This is a genomic window from Pseudomonas sp. A-B-19 (assembly GCF_019947515.1).
In the GTDB taxonomy this organism is placed as follows: Bacteria; Pseudomonadota; Gammaproteobacteria; order Pseudomonadales; family Pseudomonadaceae; genus Aquipseudomonas.
Window position 1 is genome coordinate 443,226 of sequence record NZ_JAGYGN010000001.1, and the last position, 18,772, is coordinate 461,997.

Consider the following 18,772-nt stretch of genomic DNA (forward strand, 5'->3'; position numbering starts at 1 on the left):
AAAATTCAGAATTCGGTTAATCGCGAATGGGTACGAGCGCCGGTCAACGACGCTCGATAGGCTCGATCACTTGCAACGCCAGGTTGCCCTTGTGCGATCCCATCTTGACCTTGAAGGCCGGCACGCCGTTGGCGCGCATGATCATTTCTTCCGGCATGTCGACCGGGATCACATCCCCCGGCTGCATGTGCAGAATGTCGCGCAGACGCAACTGCCGACGGGCCACCGTCGCACCGATCGGCACGTCGACGTCCAGCACGTCCTGGCGCAGGGCGTTGACCCAGCGCTCGTCCTGGTCGTCGAGGTCCGACTGGAAGCCGGCGTCGAGCATTTCGCGCACCGGCTCGATCATCGAGTACGGCATGGTCACGTGCAGGTCGCCGCCACCGCCATCGAGTTCGATGTGGAAGGTCGATACCACAATGGCTTCGCTCGGGCCGACGATGTTGGCCATGGCCGGGTTCACTTCCGAGTTGATGTACTCGAAATTGACTTCCATGATCGCCTGCCAGGCTTCCTTCAAATCGACGAACGCCTGCTCCAGCACCATGCGCACCACGCGCAGTTCGGTCGGCGTGAATTCACGCCCTTCGATCTTGGCGTGCCGGCCGTCACCGCCGAAGAAGTTGTCCACCAGCTTGAACACCAGCTTGGCGTCGAGGATGAACAGCGCAGTGCCGCGCAGGGGTTTGATCTTGACCAGGTTGAGACTGGTCGGCACGTACAGCGAGTGCACGTATTCGCCGAACTTCATCACCTGCACGCCACCGACCGCCACGTCTGCCGAGCGACGCAGCATGTTGAACATGCTGATGCGGGTATAGCGGGCGAAACGCTCGTTGATCATTTCCAGGGTCGGCATGCGTCCACGGACGATGCGATCCTGGCTGGTCAGGTCATAGCTTTTGACGGTGCCGGGTTCGGCAGCGTTTTCGGTCTGTACCAGACCATCGTCAACGCCATGCAACAGCGCGTCGATCTCATCCTGGGACAGCAGGTCCTGCACGGCCATGTCGTGTTCCTACTGCAGTACGAAATTAGTGAAAAGCAACTGTTCGATCACCACTTTGCCGAGCTCTTTCTGGGCCACTTCCTGGACGCTGGCAGTGGCTTTCTGCCGCAGCATTTCCTGGCCGACTGGCGAGGCGAGGGTCGCGAAGTCCTGCCCGGAGAACAGCATGACCAGGTTATTGCGGATCACCGGCATGTGGACCTTGAGGGCATCCAGATCCGCCTGATTGCGCCCAAGCATGGTGATGCTCACCTGCATGTAGCGCTGGCGACCGTTCTGGTTGAAGTTGGCCACGAAGGCCGGCGCCATCGACTCGAAAATCGCTGGCTGTTTACCGACGGGAGCGATTTGTGCCTCGGCGGCGGCAGGTTTGCTCTGAGCGCTGTGCATGAAGTACCAGGTCGCCCCCACAGACACACCGATCGCCAGCAGCAGGGCCACCACGATCACGATAATCAGCTTGAGTTTGCCTTTGGTTGCGGGGTCTTTTACTGCTGCGTCGCTCTTCGCCATGCCAATAATCCGTCACTAATCGGGTTTTCACAGTCGCACGGCAAGGCAAGAGCAAGTGTTATGCCAGAAATGTCAGAGGGAGATGGAGCGGCGGACTGCCAGCAATCTGAAAAACACTGTAAAACCACTGTGGGAGCGAGCTTGCTCGCGATGGCGTTTTAACAGTCCACATTTTCATCGACTGTTACACCGCCATCGCGAGCAAGCTCGCTCCCACAGGGTTAGGTGTTTCGTTTGTCAGGCGTAGTAATCGACTGCGCTGGAGCCGATCACGCTGGTCGCACTGGCGGCCACTTCAGCGACGCTCGGTGCAATGTCGTCATCCATCGAGTCCAGGCGCCCCCCGCTCGCATGGCTGCGACCGCTTTGAGCCTGCTGGTTTTGCCCCTGATTTTGCGAACCACGGGACTGGTCCGAAACGTTGACATCGACTTGCCCCATGCCCTGCTGCGCGAACATGTCGCGCAAGCGATGGACCTGGCCATCCAGCGCCTCACGGACACCCGGATGCGCACTCATGAACGTGACCTGGGTCTGTTGATCGGGAACCATGTTCACCCGAATGTCCAGACGCCCGAGCTCAGCGGGCTGCAACTGGATGTCCGCGGCCTTGAGATTGGCGCTGGACAGGTACATGACCCGGTTCACCACCTCTTCGGTCCAGCCGCTCTGGTGCATGGCGATCGGCTGGTTCACCGGCAAGGCATTGGCGGTCTTGGGTGTGGCCGCCTGGGTCAGCGCAGCCAGACGGTTGGCGAAATCATCGACACGGGTGTCGCTGCTGGCGGACTCGAGGTCCTTCAGGCCTTCATCGAGCAAACCGCTGAAAGCCTTGTCGTCCCCCTGGCGGGTGCTGTTCTTGTCGGCCTGAACATCCAGCAGGGTCGCCATGCCGGCAGCAAAGTTTTGCGCCGGTGTCAGCTCACCGTCAGCCTGGGCTTGTGCCTGTGTCGGTGCCGCCTTGGGCTGCGCCTGGCTGGAAGCCGAAACGTGACCGCTCTGCTCCATCGCCAGGCGCACCGCCGGCAATGCATCTAGCGGATCAGCCTGCGGATCGAAATCGCCGTCAACAGCAGTCTGTGTCGGTGCGGTTGTCACGGTGATCGCTGCGTCAACCGTTGGCGGCACAATGTTGGCCACGGCAGGGGTTGCCGGCGCTGGCGCAGTTACTACTGGCTGTACGGCTTGCTGCAACGAGGGATCGAGCGCGGGATCGAGCGGTGCGGTATCGACGACCAGCGCCTGGTCGGCATCTGACGCCTCATCGTCGGCAGTTTTTCCATCAGCCTGAACCGGTGTGTCGGCAGGCAAGGATTTGCCGCCATCGGCAACCATCGGCTCCCCGGCGGCAGACTTGTCGTCGCCAGCGTCTTTTTCCCCGCCGACACCGGAGCTTTTTTCACGACTCGGTTTAACCAAGGTATCCGCCGATGCATTGGGCTTGCTCTGGGCCTGATTGGCATAGACATGAGCGAAGCTTGCGGCCTTGTCCCCGGGCTCAGCGGTGAGCGCCGGAGGATTGGCGCAGGCGGCTTGAGTCTTGGCCTGCCTGGAGGCCTGAAGCAGAACATTGGGAGTAACGGGCATGAAACGGTCTCCGCTGCACGGGGCTCGTAAGTACAGTTGAGGAGTTAACTGCAAAGGTCGAGCCAGTTTCACTCCAAGGAGACCAAATGAAACGCAGGCTCAGATTTTCGCCGTGCAACGCTGTCGTTCAGCTTCGTACTCAGGCCGGATAGAGGCGAATTCGCGATCGATTTTACCGACCATCTCCTTAACGGCCGCCCATGGCAAACTTGCGGCCTGCTGTTCAAGCTGGCGGCAGAGCTCGGCCAGCCTGAGGGCACCCATATTGCTGCTGCTGCCTTTGAAGCTATGGGCGGTTGCAACGAGCAATGCAGTACTGTCAGCCGTTCGCAAGACGTCAAGGCGCTCCTCGGAGTCCGCAAGAAAGATATCCAGCAAATCCGCATAGCCCTCTTCCATCACCTCCTGCAATATACTCAGCACACCGCGATCCACAGGTTTGTCGTCCACTTGCTCACTCCTTGATCAAGAATGCGCGAATTACTGCGCAGCCTTCCAGATAAACTCCACGCATGCACTTCGACCATCGTCGGTCCAGCGGGCATTACGCCCCAACTGACGGATCATACTGACCCCACGTCCCGACAGGCGGATGTCATCCATGGGTCTTGCCATCACCCGCTCGACATCGAAACCCTTGCCACTGTCTTCAATGCGAATGGTCAGGCAACCGCCGTCGTCAGTTGGCGCCACCTGCAAATGCAACCGTACATAGCCTTCCTGAAGTTCGTCCAGCCGGGTATTGCGTTGCTGATAATAACGCGCAAAACCCGATGCATCGCGCTTGAGGCTTGAATCCAGCCCCAGTACGCCATGCTCCAGCGCGTTGGAATAGAGTTCCGCCAGCACACTGTAGAGCTCACCGCTCTGGCTGCGCAGACCATGTACCTCAAGCAGCAACTGCAACAGATAGGGCAACGGGTTGAAGCGTTTGAGCGTGGCGGCGCGAAATTCGAAACTCACCGACCAGTCCAGCGGGCAGGACTGGCCGCTGTCGGAGTAGACCAACGCCGGCGGCGTAATCTGCGCCGGCTCCAGCAAGCTGATTTCGACCATGCTGACATCGTCACGCGTTTCACCGCCAAACTGTCGCAGCGCCTGCTCGATCTCTTCGAACAGCGCATCCGGCTGGCGATTGGCGGCAAACACCTGCTGCAATCGCTGCACGCCAAACAACTGGTCATTGGCGTCGCAAGTGTCGATCACCCCATCGGACAGGAGAAACACCCGATCCCCGAGCACCATGGGAAACACCTCGGTACGCTCGTCGAAGGACTCCGGGCTCAGCACCCCCAAAGGCAGGTGCCGCGCCGGCAGAAGCGTTCGCTCGCCACTGGCAACGCGATGCAGGTAACCGTCCGGCATGCCGCCGTTCCAGACCTCCACTGAGCGACGCTGAAAACTCAGGCACAGCAACGTGGCACAACAGAACATGTCCACCGGCAGGATGCGCTTGAGCTTGGCATTCATCTCGCGCAGGGTATCCGCCAGGCCATAGCCCTTGGCGGTCATTCCGTAGAAGACTTCGGCCAGGGGCATGGCCCCCACTGCCGCCGGCAGACCGTGGCCAGTGAAGTCGCCCAGCAGCACATGCATATCTCCGGCCGGGGTGAACGCGGCCAGCAACAGGTCGCCGTTGAACAGCGCGTAGGGCGATTGCAGATAACGGATATTGGGTGCGGCATTCAGGCAGCCGGAGTGCGCCACCTTGTCGAATACAGCCTTGGCCACGCGTTGTTCGTTGAGCAGGTAGTCGTGGTGCCGGGCGATCTGGTCACGCTGTTGCAGCACGGTGTCCTGCAAGCGCCGCAAGCGGTCCATCGCCTTGATCTTGGCGGCGAGAATCACCTGGTTGTAGGGTTTCGCCAGAAAATCGTCACCGCCGACTTCCAGGCAACGGGCCAGGGCTTCGCTTTCGGACAACGAGGTGAGAAAGATGATCGGCACCAGGGTTTCCCCGGCCAGGGCCTTGATTTGCCGGGCCGCCTCGAAGCCGTCCATGACCGGCATCATCGCATCCATCAACACCAGGTGTGGTTGCTGCTGGCGAAACGTGTCGACCGCTTCGGCGCCGTTGGCCGCCGTCAACACATCGTGCCCCAGGCGACGCAGGATGCTCGACAGCAGCAGGCGATCGGCGGCGCTGTCCTCGGCAATCAGGATCGTCAGTGGCTGCATGACCATCAACTGATATCGAACAGTTTGTCGAAGTTGGAGATGGCGAGGATTTTGCGCACGTCGGTACTGCTGTTGACGACACGCACATCGGAGTCGTCGCCGCCAGCGTGATCGCGCAGCAACAGCAGCATGCCCAAGGCCGAGCTGTCGAGGTAAGTGGCGTCTTTCAGGTCAACCACAACCGCCGACAGCTTCGTATTTTCGTAGGACTGGCGAAACTCCTGATGCTTGGCGAAATCGAATCGTCCTTTGACCGATATCGTCAATTTTTGCCCATCAGGGGACACTTCGGTAACGACTGACATTCAATGGCTTCCTTGTCTTTGGAGAACGTGTAGAAGGTTTAGCACCAGCTGTGGATGGGGGCAAGCCTGTCTGTTTTTCGAAAGCACGTTCAATAGGGGTTCTCGCGCGGCAAGCGCTGGGACAACTCATCCAGCAATTTCTGCTCACGCCGGTCTTCAAGTGCCCGCGCCTCATCGGCATAGCGCTGAACCAGCTTGCGCAAGCCTTCGACCCGGGCAAACGCCTGCTGCCAGGTTTCCCGAGCCTTGTTCAGGTTGTTCTGATGCCAGGCCAGGCTCTGCCGCTGCTGGTCGATGGCCGTGCCCAGTTGCGCGAGAAAACCCTGATAGCCCAGCAACCACTGACCCGAGACGCCGCGGCTGCCGCGCACGATCCATTGTTCCTGATAGTCGAGACGGAAGGCTTCAAGGTCAGCGAGTTTACTTTCAGCCAAACGCACTTGCCCCTGGAAATGCCCCAGGCGCTGGACCGCGGTTTTCTCGGCCTTCTCGGCCATTTCCACCACCGGCGCCAGCCTTCCTGCGCGACTCAGGGCCATGACCGCTTAACCGCCTGCCGCGGGCGCGAAGATCGAGGCGAGATACGCCTCGCTTTCGCCCAGACTGATGCTGTCGTCGAGGCCCTGGCGCAGGTATTTGACCAATTGCGGTTGCAGGGAAATCGCCAGATCGGTTTCCCGGTCACCGCCGGCGACATAGGCACCAACACTGATCAGGTCGCGGCTTTGCTGATAACGCGACCACAATTGCTTGAAGTACTGAGCACGGGCCATGTGCTCCGGCGAGACCACCGCCGGCATCACCCGGCTGATGGACGCCTCGATATCGATTGCCGGGTAATGCCCCTCTTCGGCCAGGCGCCGGGACAGCACAATGTGCCCGTCGAGCACCCCCCGCGCCGAGTCGGCAATCGGGTCCTGCTGGTCATCGCCTTCGGACAGCACGGTGTAGAACGCGGTGATCGAACCACCGCCCTTCTCCGCGTTGCCGGCCCGTTCCACCAGTTTCGGCAGCTTGGCGAATACCGACGGCGGATAGCCCTTGGTCGCCGGCGGCTCGCCGATGGCCAGGGCGATTTCCCGCTGGGCCTGGGCGAAACGGGTCAGGGAGTCCATCAGCAACAGGACATTCTTGCCCCTGTCGCGGAAATACTCGGCAATGCGCGTGCAATACATCGCCGCGCGCAGCCGCATCAACGGCGCATCGTCCGCCGGAGACGCCACCACCACCGAACGTTTGAGCCCTTCTTCACCGAGGATGTGTTCGATGAATTCCTTGACTTCGCGACCCCGCTCACCGATCAACCCGACGACGATAATGTCGGCCTCGGTGAAGCGGGTCATCATGCCCAACAGGACGGATTTACCGACACCCGTACCGGCGAACAGGCCGAGACGCTGACCGCGACCGACCGTCAACATGCCGTTGATGCAGCGAATGCCCACATCCAGCGGCTCGCTGATGGGCTCGCGCTTGAGCGGGTTGATGGTCGGGCCATCCATTGGCACCCAGTCTTCGGCCTTCATCCCGCCCTTGCCGTCCAGGGCACGACCGGCGCCATCGAGCACCCGCCCGAGCATGCTCATGCCCATGGGCAGACGCCCCGTGTCGGATAGGGGAACGACACGCGCGCCCGGGGCAATGCCGGCGACACTGCCGACTGGCATCAGAAAGACTTTACTGCCGGAGAAACCCATCACTTCGGCTTCAACCTGTACCGGGTGATAGCTGTCGTCGTTGATGACCATGCAGCGGCTGCCCATGGCGGCGCGCAGACCTTCGGCTTCGAGGGTCAGGCCGACCATGCGCAGCAAGCGACCCTCAAGGATCGGCGCGCCGGCAAGCGTAGTCGCCTCGGCGTAACTGCCCAGGCGCCTGGCGAAGCTGGTGCGCTCAAGGCGCATCAGGCACATCCGCTTCTGGCGCGGCAGCAGGCTTGCTGTCGACCGGCAGTTCCAGGCTCAAGTCCGGTGCGGCCGGGTGCAAGGACTGTTCGTGCAACTGGTCGAACAGCTTGTCCATCACCCGCGCGACACGGGTTTCGACTGTGGCGTCGATGCGACTGTGTTCGGTTTCGACCCGGCAACCGCCCGGCAACAACGATTCGTCCTCGACGATACGCCAGGTCTCTTCATGGCGCTCGCGCAGGGCTTTGACCTGTTCGAAATCCTGCGGATTGATGTACAGCCGCACATTGCCCACGCCCAACGGCAAGAGCTTTAGAGCCTCGCGCATGACGTGTTCGATCTGCGTGGAGTCGATGGCCAGTTCGCGCTGGATCACCTGTCTGGTGATGTGTTGCACGAGGTCGACCAGGGATTTTTCGATCTGGGTGTCCTGCTCGGCGATGGGCTCGAACAGATGCGCCATCAGCTGTTCCAGCCCCGCGATCTTCGCAGAAAGTGCCACTTCGGCTTCCTGGCGGACCTTGAGCGTGGTGCTGTGGAAACCTTCCTTCTCACCCACCGCGAAACCTTCGTTGTAGGCTTCCTGGCGAATGCTTTCGAGTTCTTCAAGAGTCAGTGGCTGGACTTCCTCCAGCGGCACTTCCTCCATTTGCGGCGGCTCGGGTTCAGGCACAGGTTCCGGCTCGGGTTCCGGCGGGTCGAAACTGGGCAGCGCCCAGGACTCGAAACCACTGACATCCCTGGCCCGGATCAGGTCAGTGGGTGCATCATCATTCTTGACCATGGTGTTAGATCATTTCCTCGCCGCCCTTGCCGCCGAGAACGATTTCTCCAGCTTCGGCCATACGGCGGGCGATGGTGAGGATTTCCTTCTGCGCAGTTTCCACGTCGCTGACGCGTACCGGGCCCTTGGCTTCCAGGTCGTCGCGCAACAGTTCGGCGGCACGCTTGGACATGTTCTTGAAGATCTTCTCCTTGACGCCTTCGTCCGATCCCTTGAGGGCCAGCACCAGCACGTCGGAGGACACCTCGCGCAACAGCGCCTGGATCCCGCGGTCGTCGACATCGGCCAGGTTGTTGAAGACGAACATGAGGTCTTCGATCTGACCGGACAGGTCTTCGTCGACTTCGCGGATCGAGTCCATGAGCTGGCCTTCGATGGAGCTGTCGAGGAAGTTCATGATGTCCGCCGCACGCTTGATGCCACCCAGGGTGGTGCGCGAGGCATTCGAGTTGCCGGAGAACTGCTTCTCGAGAATCTGATTGAGTTCCTTCAGGGCCGCTGGCTGTACGGTGTTCAGCGAGGAAACCCGCAGGATGATGTCCAGTCGCACCTTGTGGTCGAAGTTGCCGAGCACTTCACCGGCCTGGTCCGGATCGAGGTACGCCACCACGATCGCCTGGATCTGCGGGTGCTCATAACGGATCACGTCGGCGACGGCGCGCGGCTCCATCCACTTCAGGCTGTCGAGGCCGCTGGTGTTGCCACCGAGCAGGATGCGATCGATCAGGCCGTTGGCCTTGTCTTCGCCCAGGGCCTGGGTGAGCATCTTGCGCACATAGTCGTCGGAGCCGACGCCCAGGCTGGTCTGGTCGCCGACGATATCGACGAACTCGCTCATCACCTGCTCGACCTGCTCGCGGTGCACATTACCCATCTGGGCCATGGCCACACCTACGCGCTGAACCTCTTTGGGGCCCATGTGGCGCAGCACCTGGGCCGCGTCGGTGGAGCCCAGGGACAACAACAGGATCGCGGCTTTGTCGACCTTGGACAGTTTGGCGGCAACGGCTCGGTTATCACTCATCTGCGTTAATCCACTCTTTCACGACCTGGGCCACACGACCCGGATCTTCTGCCACCAGACTCTTGATTGCGTTCAACTGAGCGTCATAGCCTTCGCTCGGGCTCGGCAGCAGAATGCTTTGCGGACCGCCGAGGCTGACACGGTCGTTGGCCAACTCGCCATCCAGACCGCCCATGCCTCCCAGCTCGATGTCGCTGCCGATACCGGCCAGTTGCTTGCCTTTGCCACCACCGGTGATGTTGTTGAGCACCGGACGCAGCACACCGAACACCAGCACCAGAATGAACAGCACACCCAGCACTTGCTTGACGATGTCCCAGAACCAGGGCTGGGAGTAGAACGGAATCTCGGCAATCGATTCACCGCGCTCGGCGGAGAACGGCATATTGATCACGCTGACGCTGTCACCACGGCTGGCATCGAAGCCGACCGCGTCCTGAACCAGACGCGTGAAGCGCGCCAATTCATCGGTGCTCCACGGCGCACGGGTGGTCTCGCCGTTGGCCGGGTTGATCTTGACTTGATCATCGACCACCACCGACACCGACAGGCGATTCAAGCGACCCTGCTGCTGCCTGGTATGGCTGATGGAACGGTCGAGTTCGAAGTTCCTGGTCGACTGCTGACGCTTGTCCGCCGGGTATGGGGCGAGCATCGGCTGACCGGTGGCCGGGTCCATGATCTGCTGGCCGTTGGCATCGATCAGCGGCTGGCCTGGCTGCACCATGCCCGCCGACGCAGTGGCGCCACCGGTGGTCTGCGGCGCGGAGGCCGGCGACGGCGGCTGGTTGCTCAAGGCACCCGGCACGCCTTGCGGACCATTGCTGGCGGTACGCTGTTCGTTGACCGACTGCTCGCTACGCAACGCCGGTTGATCCGGGTTGAATTGCTCGGAAGTCGACTCGACCGCACTGAAGTCCACGTCGGCCGAGACTTCGGCTTTATAGCGATCGTTGCCCAGCACCGGCTGCAGGATGTTGTGCACGCGCTGGGTGAGCATGCTTTCCATGCGACGACTGTAGTCGAATTGCTTGCCGGCCATGGTCAGTTCGGAGTTCTCCGCCTGATCCGAGAGCAGGTTGCCCTTCTGGTCGACGACGGTAATCTGCGACTTGCTGAGTTCGGGAACGCTGGTCGCCACCAGGTTGATGATGGCCACGACCTGGCCGGGTTCGAGGGAGCGACCGGAATAGAGTTCAACCAGCACCGAAGCGCTCGGCTTACGCTCGTCGCGCACGAACACCGAGCTTTTCGGGATCGCCAGGTGCACGCGGGCACCCTTGACGTTGTTCAGACTGGAAATGGTCCGGGCCAGTTCGCCTTCGAGACCGCGACGATAGCGGGTCGCTTCCATGAACTGGCTGGTGCCCAGCCCCTGTTCCTTGTCGAGGATTTCAAAACCGATGTTGCCATCGCTGGGAGTGACACCAGCGGCCGCGAGTTTGAGCCGCGCACGGGACAGGTCATCGGCCTTGACCAGCAAGGCACCGGAATTGGGCTCGACGGTGTACGGGATATCGGCTGCGGCCAGGGTATCCATGACCTGCTTGGCGTCCATGCCGGCAAGGCTGCCGTACAGAGGCCGGTAGTCCGGTTGCTGGGACCACAACACCACGGCAAAACCAATCGCCACGCTCGCTGCCAGGCCGACCAACAGGCCCACCTGTCGCAACATGGTCATCTCGGAGAGGTTTTCCAGGAAGGACAACCCGAACAGCGGCGGCTTGCCGTCTATTGGAGCGGCCTTGGCCGGAACATTATCGGCGACTGCTTCTGCCATGACTCAATCTCGTCCTTTAAACCGGCATCTGCATGATGTCTTGGTAGGCCTGAACCAGCTTGTTGCGCACCTGGGTCAATGCCTGGAATGACACGCTGGCCTTCTGCGAGGAAATCATCACGTCTGTGAGGTCGACGCCGCTTTTGCCGATTTCGAAGGCGCTGGCCAACTGAGTGGAAGCCTGTTGCGTGTCGTTCACTTTATTGACGGCCTGGCCGAGCATGTCGGAAAAACTGCTGCCCGCCACTTCAGGGACGGCAGTCGATTTCGGCGCAGACATGGCATCCATTTGCATGGCGCGCATATCCAGCATCAACCGATTGAATTCAATACCTTGGCTCATGGTTTCTCTCTTTGACGACCCGCAATTTTTTGACACTCACTCGGCGGGTAACGAGGTGTTAGCAACAAGGGTGCCAGCTCCTCCCGGACTCCACGCAATTCTCTGTAGGAGCTGCGGTGCGGCGATCCGACTTGCCAGCGAATCAATGGTCGCCATGACGCCGCCTTCGCTGCGATGCGGCGACCCGACAAGCCAGCTCCTACAAGGGATTGTGTTGCGGCATGACGCATCAGGTGGCGAACAAAAACGCTTGCACATCCATGCCGGCATCACGCATCTGCGCCAACTTGTAACGCAGGGTCCGCGGGCTGATGCCCAGGCGCTCGGCCGCCTCTTTGCGACGACCGCGCTCGGCACGCAAGGTATCGATGATCATCTGGAATTCACGGCGACGCAGGTCATCGCCCAGCGCACCGGCCGACTCGGGCTGAACTTCCACGGGACGCGTCGGCGCCTGTGCCAACGCAGGCAGTGGCGCGCAAGCCAGCGGCCCGGCGAGGCAGAAATCCTGCGGCTGGATCAAGCCACCCTGCTGCAAAATCAATGCACGTTGAATCGCGTTGTCCAGCTCACGAACGTTACCCGGCCACGGATAACCGATCAGGCACGCCTGAGCTTCGGGCGACAACCTGGCAGGCGAATGCTTCATTTTATTGACGTGCCTGGCCAGCAGACGCTCGGCCAGCGGCAGGATATCGGCGGTGCGCTCGCGCAACGGGCGCCATGCCAGGGGAAACACCGACAGGCGATAATAGAGATCCTCGCGGAAACGCCCCGCCGCCACTTCACCCGCCAGGTCGCGATTGGTGGTGGCGACCACGCGAATATCCAGCGTGATCGGTTTGCGCGCACCAACCCTTTCGACCTCGCGCTCTTGCAGCACACGCAGTAATTTGGCCTGGAGCCCCAGGGGCATTTCGGAAATTTCATCGAGCAAAATGGTACCGCCGTCGGCCTGCTCGAACTTGCCGGCTTGCGCGGCAATGGCGCCGGTGAAGGAGCCCTTCTCGTGACCGAACAACGTCGCTTCGAGCATGTTGTCCGGAATCGCTGCGCAGTTGATCGCGATGAACGGCTGATTGGCGCGATGAGAATGCCGATGGATATAACGCGCCAGCACTTCCTTGCCCGTGCCCGACTCGCCGGAGATCAACACCGTGGAATCGCTGCGGGCGACCCGCGCCGCCAACTCGAGCAACTGCGCACTCGCCGGTTCGAACGCTATCGGCCCTTCGCCCTCGCTCTGGCCGAGACTGCCCAGGGCATGCCGCCCCACCAGATCGAGCAACGCCTTGGGCTCGAATGGCTTGACCAGATAGTCCGCCGCCCCCTGGCGCATCGCATCGACCGCGCGCTCGACCGCACCGTGAGCCGTCATCAGCAACACCGGCAACTGCGGCTGCCGCACTCGCAGCATGCCAAGCAACTGGTGGCCGTCCATGCCCGGCATATTGACGTCGCTGATCACCAGGCTGAAGGCCTCGCCGCCGACGGCAAGCAACGCCTCCTCTGCCGACCCCACTGCCTCGTAATCATGCCCCGCGAGCAGCAGCGTATCCGCCAGGGCCTCACGCAACGCGCGGTCGTCCTCGACCAGCAGAACCTTGATAGCCATCTGCGTCACTCCGTTCCTTGAGCGCTGCTGAACAACGGCAGGATCACCTGCGCGCAGGTGCCGCGACCGAGCCGCGAACGCAGCTGCAATTGCCCCTGATGAGCACGCGCCACTGCCTTGACCACGGCCAGACCAAGCCCCGTGCCGGTGGCCCTGGTGGTAAAAAAGGGTTCGCCCAATCGCGTCAGAACAGCGGCATCGATACCTGCACCACTGTCACTGACGCACAAACGCAGGTTGTTGCCGCGGGTATAGAGATGAATCTTGAGGCGCAATTGGCCAGCACTGGCCTGAATGGCGTTCTCGATCAGATTGAGGATCGCGCCGACCAGAGTGTCGCGATTGCACAGCAACTCCCCCGAGTGACTGTCGCACTGCCAGCGGATCGGCAGATCCTGTACGTGGGTCAGCGCCGCCGCTTGCAACGATTGCATCAACTGTCCCGGCGTCACGCGGTCGGTCAGCGGCAACTCGCCCCGGGCGAACACCAGCATGTCGCGCACCTGGTGCTCCAGCTCGTGCAGGCGTTCCTTGAGGCGCCCGGCAAAGCGCTGCCGGGTAGCGACCGGCAGCTCTTGCTCGGTCAAATGACTGGCATACAGCAACGCGGCGGACAACGGCGTGCGTATCTGATGAGCCAGTGAAGCGACCATGCGCCCCAATGACGACAGACGTTCATGACGGGCCAGTTGCTCCTGCAGATGGCGGGTTTCGGTCAGGTCGTTGAGCAACACCAACTGGCCAGGCTCGGCATCCAGCGAGCGCGTGGCGATCGACAGGCGCCGACCATCCTTGAGGGAGACTTCATGGCCATCGTCTTCGCGCGGCGCAAAACAGCGGGCAATGACGTAGCGCCACAATTCACCTTCCAGCGGCAGGCCCAGCAACTCGCACGCCGCCGGATTGGCTTCGCGCACGATGCCCTGGGCATCAATGACGATGACACCGCCGGGTAACAGATCAAGGAGGTTTTGCAGGCGGTTGGCCAGGCGTTCCTTTTCCGCCAGCTCCTGCATGCGCTGGGCGCTGACCACCGCCAGTTCACCCTTGAGCTCGGTTACCCGGGCTTCAAGCATGCTGTAGGAATCAGTCAACTGAGTGGACATCTGATTGAACAGTGCGAATGCCTGCTCAAGGCCCAGCTGACTCGCCTGCTCTACGGACGACGGTCGCCGCGAAGCATCAGGGACAGGAGACATCTGGGCGGCTTGGGGCATTGTGCTCTCTCGCTTGGCTGACCGTCAGTGAAACGGAACGTTGCGAGGGACGTAGCAATACCCGTGCCTAAAAAAAACTTCTTATAAATGAATGGATTGAAAAACAGGCGTCAATCATCCGCCTGTTCGTCTCCATCACGACGGCTCATGCCGTACTTGCGCATCTTTTCCACCAACGTGGTACGACGGATACGCAACCGCTCGGCCGCGCGCGCCACAATGCCGTTGGCATCATCCAGCGCCTGCTGAATCAAGCCCTGCTCCAGACCACCGAGGTAGTCCTTCAGGTCCAGGCCCTCCGGAGGCAACATGGCGTTGGCCGTGAAGTCCGGCGTATGACCGTTGATGGCCACGCGCTCTTCCAGATCACTGCGCAGGCTATCGACCATCTGCTCGTCTTCATCGTCGACGTAGCGGAATTTCTTCGGCAACTCGACCACGCCGATCACACCGTAGGGATGCATGATCGCCATGCGCTCCACCAGGTTGGCCAGTTCGCGGACGTTGCCCGGCCAGCCATGCCGGCACAGCGACATGATCGCCGCCGAGTTGAACCGTATCGACCCGCGCTTCTCGTGCTCCATGCGCGAGATCAGTTCGTTCATCAGCAGCGGAATGTCTTCGACACGCTCACGCAGCGGCGCCATTTCGATCGGGAACACATTCAGGCGGTAGTACAAGTCTTCGCGGAAGGTGCCGATCTCGATCATGCTTTCGAGATTCTTGTGGGTCGCCGCAATGATGCGCACGTCGACGCTCTGGGTCTTGTTGCTGCCCACGCGCTCGAAGGTGCGCTCCTGCAACACGCGCAGCAGCTTGACCTGCATCGGCAGCGGCATGTCGCCGATTTCGTCGAGGAACAGGGTGCCGCCGTTGGCCAGTTCGAATCGACCGGCGCGGCTGGTGATCGCCCCGGTGAAGGCGCCCTTCTCATGACCGAACAATTCGCTTTCCAGCAACTCGGCCGGGATCGCCCCGCAGTTGACCGGCACGAACGGCGCTTCGCGGCGCTTGGAATGGTAATGCAGGTTGCGCGCAACCACTTCCTTGCCGGTGCCAGACTCACCGAGGATCAGCACGCTGGCATCGGTATCGGCGACCTGCTGCATCATCTGGCGCACGTGCTGAATCGCCCGGCTGGTGCCGACAAGACTGCGGAAAAGATTGGGTTCGCGATGACGACCGCGCTCGCGGGCCTGGTCGTACATCTCGCGATAGACCTGGGCACGGTGCAGCGAATCGAGCAACTTGCTGTAACTGGGGGGCATTTCCAGGGTCGAAAGCACACGACGACGCTGGTCTTCCGGCAGGTCAATGGAAGAATTATCGCCCATTAACAAAACCGGAAGGAACTCATCCCATGTCGAGAGTGTCTTAAGCAAGCCCAGAAGTGCACCAGGAGCATTGACCGTCCCGATGAGGACACAGATTACTTCACGACTTGACGACAAAGAGCCGACAGCCTGCTGCCAGTCATGGCTACCGCAGGGTAAATTTTCTTCGCCGAGAAAATTCAAAATCACCGCCAGGTCGCGGCGGCGGACGCTATCGTCATCAATCAGCAGAATTTTGGTTTCACGCCACATGCAATAGCAACTTCCCTAGTCAACTCAATGCCCAAAATGCTGGGGCAAGCTAGACGCTTGCAGACACGTTATGCCTGAAGACGACTGAAATCTGGAACCAGCCACTAGTTAAGTCAAAAAACCGTGCACAGTCAAATTTATGGCGCACATATCTGGATTAACTTGAGGTTAATTATCCAAACAGATGGTAAACCTTTGCCGCGTTCCGCGCTTGCTGGATCTGAGACATTTCATCGACTATCGCCTGCCTCTCACCCATCGCCACTTCAAGTAGCTGCTTGTAGACATACAGCAACTCCTCAAGATTGCTACGCAGAACTTCTTCGTCCAGCGAAGCTTCGCTCAAGACGTCTTCCATGCAGGAACGGCAATCCAGGTCCAATTGACCGATAGCCTCCCAGTTGCGCTCGGCCAAAGCACCGACCAGCGCTTCTCGAGTTTGTTCTATTCGCTGCAATACGAGACTCATGGCGACCTCCCTAGAACTGCGGACCAGGCTCGGCAATACCGTCCCAGCCTTCTTTCACCGTGCGCAGCAACCCTGCAACTTCATCGAGAATCTTCGCATCACTGCTGATGTTCGCTTCGGCCAGACGCTTCATCATGTAGATGTAAAGACTGTCGAGTTCGCCCACGGCTTCGGCGCAATTTTCAAGATCCAGGCCTTCACGCAAGCCACCGATGATGCCGATCGCCTTGCTGATCGACACACACTTGCCGGGAATATCCTTGCGCTCCAGCGCGCCTTTGGCCTGAGCGATCCGATCCAGGCCTCCTTCCATGAGCATCTGTACCAGACGATGCGGACTCGCTTCGGACGTCTGGGCGTGCGCGCCCACTTTCTGATACTGCCGAAGGGCTAACATTGGATTCATGTTCTACCTCATTACCACAATGACTCGTATAGCCAGTGTATCGTCCGCGCACCGGGAAACTTTAGATCAAAAGACAAAAACCCGGCACACGCGAAAATGCGTAGCCGGGTTTGTCGACAGCCTGTGACTAGCTGTTGGACTTCTGGGCGTTCAGGGAAGTGAAGAACGAGGTGATGTTCGTCGCCGTCGCTTTCATTTGCCCGACCAACAGGTCCATTGCGTTGTATTTGGCGGTCAATGTCTTGGTCATGTTGGCGACACGCAAGTCCAACGCAGACTGCTGGTTTGAAAGGTTCTTGCTCACGCTCTGCAGGTTGGTATTGCGCTGGTCAAGCAACCCGCCCGTTTGTATATAAGGCTTGATTGCAGTGCCCATGCGCGCCAGCAGGCCGTTGGTAGCATTGGTACCGCTGAACAACTGCTGCACCTGGCCGCTCATGCCGTTGGTGGCCATCGTCTTGTTGAACGCCGTCGTATCGAACGCCAGGTTGCCGGTTTTCTCGTTCGTGAGCACGCCGATCTGCGACAGCACGGCCAATGGACCGCCCGCCCCGGGAGCTGTCAGCACGCTGCGGATATCGGAAATCAGTGTGCGCGACATCGAGTCGCCGGTAAACGCCGCCTGAACCGTCAGTTTGCCATCGGCATCCGCTGTCGCCTTGGACAGGGAATTGATGGTGTTCATCAAGGTGTTGTAGGAATCGACGAACGACTGGATCGACGTCTGCAAACCGGTGGTGTTGGTCGCAACCGTGACGGTCGCCGCAGCCGGCGGCGTACCCGGACTTACCGACGCCAGGTTCAGGGTCAGGCCACTGACTGCGCCGGTCACCGTGTTGCTCTTGCTGGTCACTGCCAGACCATCGATGGTCAGCGATGCATCCGTCGCGAGCCCGCTGACAGCCCCGGAACTGGAGGCCGACGGGTTAGAGCCCATCAGTTGCGTGCCGTCGATATCAAGGCCGGCAATACCGCTGACCACAAGATCGGAACCCGCGCCGGTCTTGGTGGAGCTGATCACCAGTCGCGACGCACCACTGCTGTCGGTCACGATGTTGGCAGAAATACCGTTGCTCGCCTGTGCAGAGTTGATGGCATCCCGGGTGCTCTGCAAGGTCGCATTGGCTGGAATCGTGACATCGTAATCAGTGCCATTCTGACTGATTTTCAAAGTACCACTCGGAATGGCACTGGCGGCACCGCCGGCAAAAGAAGCACTGGCTACTTTCGAGCTGGTGGCCAGGTTATTCACAACAACGCTGTAAGTACCGGCAACGGCGGTGTTGTCGGAAGTCGCGCCCAGAATCGACGGGGTACCCGAGGTGGCGGTATAGCCCGCAAACACAGGATTGGTCTTGCTACCGAGATTGGTCAGCGCCGTCTGAAAGGCCGTCAGTGCGCTTTTCAGGGAACCGACACCGGAAATCTTCAGCGTGTTGGTTTTGGTCTGAGTATCGATCTGCGTCTGTTTCGCCGATTTGTCGGCGTTGACCAGCGCAGTGACGATCGCACCGATATCCAGGCCAGACCCCAAGCCCGTACCCGGTAAAATTGGACTTGCCATTTTTCGTCTCCCTTCAGGTTGCTGCCACTCTTTTGGCCAATACCTGCGCCCAAGAACGTACAAACACTATTCATGCCAGCTATCAGACTTTGGCGTCGAACAATACATGACTCACATTGCTCAGGCTTTCTGCCAGCTTGAGGGCTTCTGCGGAGGGAATCTGTCGCACGACTTCACCCGTTTCGCTTGCAATCACTTTGACGACGACCTTTCCGGACTGCTCGTCTATCGAGAACTCCAGATTGCGCTTGATCGACTGTACAAACTTTTCGATCTGCTGCACCGCCTGCTTCAGGTGAACGTCATCCGCATCCGGTTTCTTGTCCGCCGCTGGCGTCACGCTGGCGGCTTCGGGCTTTTCCGGCGCTTTATCCGCAACGGTGCTCGCAGGCTGGGGAGCCGGGTAAGACACGCCAAGCTTTACGCTCATCTCCATGCCCATCACCTCTTAACGTAAAAAGCGAGAGAGCGTGACAAGCACA

General features: G+C 60.2%; 19 protein-coding genes. All 19 read right to left on the reverse strand.

Going from position 1 to position 18,772, the window contains the following annotated elements:
- Window positions 1–43: 43 nt before the first annotated feature.
- The 19 genes from fliM to KGA81_RS02060 all read right to left on the reverse strand — a co-directional run bounded on the left by fliM (window position 44) and on the right by KGA81_RS02060 (window position 18,726).
- Window positions 44–1,012 (reverse strand): flagellar motor switch protein FliM, encoded by a 969-nt coding sequence (fliM, locus tag KGA81_RS01970; protein WP_103394738.1) that lies wholly within the window; start codon window positions 1,010–1,012, stop codon window positions 44–46.
- 9 nt (window positions 1,013–1,021) lie between these two features.
- Window positions 1,022–1,525: a flagellar basal body-associated protein FliL gene (gene fliL, locus KGA81_RS01975; RefSeq protein WP_223544335.1), complete on the reverse strand. Its 504-nt coding sequence runs from the start codon at window positions 1,523–1,525 to the stop codon at window positions 1,022–1,024.
- 237 nt (window positions 1,526–1,762) lie between these two features.
- Complete coding sequence (locus KGA81_RS01980; protein WP_223544336.1) at window positions 1,763–3,112, reverse strand: flagellar hook-length control protein FliK; 1,350 nt, start codon at window positions 3,110–3,112, stop codon at window positions 1,763–1,765.
- A 99-nt stretch (window positions 3,113–3,211) separates the two neighbouring features.
- Window positions 3,212–3,562 (reverse strand): Hpt domain-containing protein, encoded by a 351-nt coding sequence (locus tag KGA81_RS01985; RefSeq protein WP_223544337.1) that lies wholly within the window; start codon window positions 3,560–3,562, stop codon window positions 3,212–3,214.
- Window positions 3,563–3,592: 30 nt separating this feature from the next.
- Window positions 3,593–5,296, reverse strand: a complete 1,704-nt coding sequence (locus KGA81_RS01990; RefSeq protein WP_223544338.1) for a fused response regulator/phosphatase — start codon at window positions 5,294–5,296, stop codon at window positions 3,593–3,595.
- Window positions 5,296–5,595, reverse strand: a complete 300-nt coding sequence (locus tag KGA81_RS01995; RefSeq protein ID WP_223544339.1) for an STAS domain-containing protein — start codon at window positions 5,593–5,595, stop codon at window positions 5,296–5,298. The genes KGA81_RS01990 and KGA81_RS01995 overlap by 1 nt, the downstream gene beginning before the upstream one ends.
- A gap of 89 nt (window positions 5,596–5,684) precedes the next feature.
- A complete protein-coding gene (gene fliJ / locus KGA81_RS02000) occupies window positions 5,685–6,134 on the reverse strand; it encodes a flagellar export protein FliJ (protein WP_223544340.1) in 450 nt (149 codons plus the stop codon).
- A gap of 6 nt (window positions 6,135–6,140) precedes the next feature.
- Window positions 6,141–7,499: a flagellar protein export ATPase FliI gene (fliI, locus tag KGA81_RS02005; RefSeq protein WP_223544341.1), complete on the reverse strand. Its 1,359-nt coding sequence runs from the start codon at window positions 7,497–7,499 to the stop codon at window positions 6,141–6,143.
- Complete coding sequence (gene fliH, locus KGA81_RS02010; protein WP_223544342.1) at window positions 7,489–8,286, reverse strand: flagellar assembly protein FliH; 798 nt, start codon at window positions 8,284–8,286, stop codon at window positions 7,489–7,491. The genes fliI and fliH overlap by 11 nt, the downstream gene beginning before the upstream one ends.
- A gap of 4 nt (window positions 8,287–8,290) precedes the next feature.
- On the reverse strand, window positions 8,291–9,310 hold the full coding sequence (gene fliG / locus KGA81_RS02015; RefSeq protein ID WP_007983391.1) for a flagellar motor switch protein FliG: 1,020 nt from the start codon (window positions 9,308–9,310) through the stop codon (window positions 8,291–8,293).
- Entirely contained in the window at window positions 9,303–11,090 is a 1,788-nt protein-coding gene (fliF, locus tag KGA81_RS02020; protein ID WP_223544343.1) for a flagellar basal-body MS-ring/collar protein FliF, read from the reverse strand. Before fliF ends, fliG begins: the two co-directional genes overlap by 8 nt.
- 16 nt (window positions 11,091–11,106) lie before the next feature.
- Window positions 11,107–11,433, reverse strand: a complete 327-nt coding sequence (fliE, locus tag KGA81_RS02025) for a flagellar hook-basal body complex protein FliE (RefSeq protein WP_008021337.1) — start codon at window positions 11,431–11,433, stop codon at window positions 11,107–11,109.
- Window positions 11,434–11,662: 229 nt separating this feature from the next.
- Entirely contained in the window at window positions 11,663–13,048 is a 1,386-nt protein-coding gene (locus KGA81_RS02030; protein WP_223544344.1) for a sigma-54-dependent transcriptional regulator, read from the reverse strand.
- A gap of 5 nt (window positions 13,049–13,053) precedes the next feature.
- Window positions 13,054–14,247: a sensor histidine kinase gene (locus KGA81_RS02035; RefSeq protein WP_223544373.1), complete on the reverse strand. Its 1,194-nt coding sequence runs from the start codon at window positions 14,245–14,247 to the stop codon at window positions 13,054–13,056.
- 128 nt (window positions 14,248–14,375) lie between these two features.
- Window positions 14,376–15,851 (reverse strand): sigma-54 dependent transcriptional regulator, encoded by a 1,476-nt coding sequence (locus KGA81_RS02040; RefSeq protein ID WP_077045767.1) that lies wholly within the window; start codon window positions 15,849–15,851, stop codon window positions 14,376–14,378.
- A gap of 172 nt (window positions 15,852–16,023) precedes the next feature.
- Entirely contained in the window at window positions 16,024–16,320 is a 297-nt protein-coding gene (locus KGA81_RS02045) for a flagellar protein FliT (RefSeq protein WP_223461353.1), read from the reverse strand.
- 10 nt (window positions 16,321–16,330) lie between these two features.
- On the reverse strand, window positions 16,331–16,726 hold the full coding sequence (gene fliS, locus KGA81_RS02050; protein ID WP_223544345.1) for a flagellar export chaperone FliS: 396 nt from the start codon (window positions 16,724–16,726) through the stop codon (window positions 16,331–16,333).
- A 127-nt stretch (window positions 16,727–16,853) separates the two neighbouring features.
- Window positions 16,854–18,290 carry a flagellar filament capping protein FliD gene (gene fliD, locus KGA81_RS02055; RefSeq protein ID WP_223544346.1) on the reverse strand — a complete coding sequence of 479 codons (1,437 nt, stop codon included), beginning with the start codon at window positions 18,288–18,290 and terminating at the stop codon, window positions 16,854–16,856.
- Between the two features lie 82 nt (window positions 18,291–18,372).
- Window positions 18,373–18,726: a flagellar protein FlaG gene (locus tag KGA81_RS02060; protein WP_223544347.1), complete on the reverse strand. Its 354-nt coding sequence runs from the start codon at window positions 18,724–18,726 to the stop codon at window positions 18,373–18,375.
- Window positions 18,727–18,772: the final 46 nt, after the last annotated feature.

Excerpts from the sequence above, each read along its gene's own strand:
- fliM (WP_103394738.1), bottom strand. The coding sequence starts at position 1,012 with ATGGCCGTGCAGGACCTGCTGTCCCAGGATGAGATCGACGCGCTGTTG.
- fliL (WP_223544335.1), bottom strand. The coding sequence starts at position 1,525 with ATGGCGAAGAGCGACGCAGCAGTAAAAGACCCCGCAACCAAAGGCAAA.
- KGA81_RS01980 (WP_223544336.1), bottom strand. The coding sequence starts at position 3,112 with ATGCCCGTTACTCCCAATGTTCTGCTTCAGGCCTCCAGGCAGGCCAAG.
- KGA81_RS01990 (WP_223544338.1), bottom strand. The coding sequence starts at position 5,296 with ATGGTCATGCAGCCACTGACGATCCTGATTGCCGAGGACAGCGCCGCC.
- KGA81_RS01995 (WP_223544339.1), bottom strand. The coding sequence starts at position 5,595 with ATGTCAGTCGTTACCGAAGTGTCCCCTGATGGGCAAAAATTGACGATA.
- fliJ (WP_223544340.1), bottom strand. The coding sequence starts at position 6,134 with ATGGCCCTGAGTCGCGCAGGAAGGCTGGCGCCGGTGGTGGAAATGGCC.
- fliI (WP_223544341.1), bottom strand. The coding sequence starts at position 7,499 with ATGCGCCTTGAGCGCACCAGCTTCGCCAGGCGCCTGGGCAGTTACGCC.
- fliH (WP_223544342.1), bottom strand. The coding sequence starts at position 8,286 with ATGGTCAAGAATGATGATGCACCCACTGACCTGATCCGGGCCAGGGAT.
- fliG (WP_007983391.1), bottom strand. The coding sequence starts at position 9,310 with ATGAGTGATAACCGAGCCGTTGCCGCCAAACTGTCCAAGGTCGACAAA.
- fliF (WP_223544343.1), bottom strand. The coding sequence starts at position 11,090 with ATGGCAGAAGCAGTCGCCGATAATGTTCCGGCCAAGGCCGCTCCAATA.
- fliE (WP_008021337.1), bottom strand. The coding sequence starts at position 11,433 with ATGAGCCAAGGTATTGAATTCAATCGGTTGATGCTGGATATGCGCGCC.
- KGA81_RS02030 (WP_223544344.1), bottom strand. The coding sequence starts at position 13,048 with ATGGCTATCAAGGTTCTGCTGGTCGAGGACGACCGCGCGTTGCGTGAG.
- KGA81_RS02035 (WP_223544373.1), bottom strand. The coding sequence starts at position 14,247 with ATGTCTCCTGTCCCTGATGCTTCGCGGCGACCGTCGTCCGTAGAGCAG.
- KGA81_RS02040 (WP_077045767.1), bottom strand. The coding sequence starts at position 15,851 with ATGTGGCGTGAAACCAAAATTCTGCTGATTGATGACGATAGCGTCCGC.
- KGA81_RS02045 (WP_223461353.1), bottom strand. The coding sequence starts at position 16,320 with ATGAGTCTCGTATTGCAGCGAATAGAACAAACTCGAGAAGCGCTGGTC.
- fliS (WP_223544345.1), bottom strand. The coding sequence starts at position 16,726 with ATGAATCCAATGTTAGCCCTTCGGCAGTATCAGAAAGTGGGCGCGCAC.
- fliD (WP_223544346.1), bottom strand. The coding sequence starts at position 18,290 with ATGGCAAGTCCAATTTTACCGGGTACGGGCTTGGGGTCTGGCCTGGAT.
- KGA81_RS02060 (WP_223544347.1), bottom strand. The coding sequence starts at position 18,726 with ATGGAGATGAGCGTAAAGCTTGGCGTGTCTTACCCGGCTCCCCAGCCT.